Consider the following 1,624-nt stretch of genomic DNA (forward strand, 5'->3'; position numbering starts at 1 on the left):
TCACCCGTTGCTCCAGTGTCTCCGGTTGCACCTGTTGCTCCAGTTGCTCCAGTTTCACCTGTTGCTCCAGTTTCACCTGTTGCTCCTGTTGCTCCTGTTGCTCCAGTGTCGCCTGTTGCACCTGTTGCACCAGTATCACCTGTTGCTCCAGTTGCACCTGTTGCACCTGTTGCTCCAGTGTCGCCTGTTACACCTGTTGCACCAGTATCACCCGTTGCTCCCGTTGCTCCAGTTGCTCCGGTATCACCCGTTGCTCCAGTGTCTCCGGTTGCACCTGTTGCTCCAGTTGCTCCAGTTTCACCTGTTGCTCCAGTTTCACCTGTTGCTCCTGTTGCTCCAGTGTCGCCTGTTGCACCTGTTGCTCCGGTGTCGCCTGTTGCTCCAGTTGCACCTGTTGCTCCAGTGTCACCCGTTGCTCCAGTTGCTCCAGTGTCACCCGTTGCTCCAGTTGCTCCAGTTTCACCAGTTGCTCCAGTGTCACCTGTTGCTCCTGTTGCACCAGTGTCACCCGTTGCTCCAGTTTCACCCGTTGCTCCAGTTTCACCTGTTGCTCCAGTTGCTCCGGTTGCACCTGTTGCACCTGTTGCTCCAGTTGCTCCTTTTGCTCCGGTCGCTCCTGTTGCTCCAGTTGCTCCTTTTGCACCAGTTGCACCTTTTGCTCCGGTCGCTCCAGTTACACCTGTTGCTCCAGTTACACCTGTTGCTCCAGTTGCACCTTTTGCTCCGGTCGCTCCAGTTACACCTGTTGCTCCAGTTGCTCCTGTTGCTCCATTTCCCCTTGCAACTAATAGAGCTACATCGTCAACTAAAACATCTGCCGTTCCTACTTGTGGAAGATTATTAATTAAAATAAAGGCTTGCGTTGAGCCTGGAGGAGCTGGAGTCGTGGTTTGATAGATCTCAAGCCAAGTATCATTATCTGCAGAAGGAATACGATCCCCCGGAATATTTACAAAGAGACCGTTTCCAAGCAAATTGAACATACTATCAAAATAATTGACTTGTATCTGTATAGGAGCAGCCAGGGTAGATCCTACTTTGGCTAATGAAACCAGAAACTCCAATCCCTCTCCCGCATTAACAGGAACGGTTTGAGAGATAAAAGAGAGCGCGTTTCCGCCTTGTAACCTCACCGAAAAAAAACCTGAATGTGAATATTGGCTAGAAATCGTTGCATTCATGCCAACCCAAGGGGTCAACGCTCCTGTTTCAAAACTTCCGTTAACTATTAAATTTTGAATGGTCATGTTGTTCACCTCCTTTCAAATAAATTTACTTTAAAAATCAAAGTCTCGTATACTATGTTTTTTACTTTTAGATTGTGACGGCTCTTATCCTTATTTTGATTCGCACTCGATTCTTTCTAATAAATTTACTTTAAAAATCAAAGTCTCGTATACTATGTTTTTTACTTTTAAATTACGACTGCTCTTATCCTCATTTTGATTCGCACTCGATTCTTTCTAATAAATTTACTTTAAAAATCAAAGTCGTATACTATGTTTTTTACTTTTAGATTGTGACGGCTCTTATCCTTATTTTGATTCGCACTCGATTCTTTCTAATAAATTTACTTTAAAAATCAAAGTCGTATACTATGTTTTTTACTTTTAGATTACGACGG

1 protein-coding gene is annotated in these 1,624 nt (G+C 45.1%); it reads right to left on the reverse strand.

Translation table 11 applies throughout. From position 1 onward, the window contains the following. Window positions 1-1,247 (reverse strand): NTTRR-F1 domain (locus ACQKMD_RS21290; protein WP_427754519.1); only part of this gene is annotated, 1,247 nt, incomplete at its 3' end. Window positions 1,248-1,624 lie beyond the last annotated feature (377 nt).

Source organism: Viridibacillus sp. NPDC096237 (assembly GCF_050278625.1).
In the GTDB taxonomy this organism is placed as follows: Bacteria; Bacillota; Bacilli; order Bacillales_A; family Planococcaceae; genus Viridibacillus.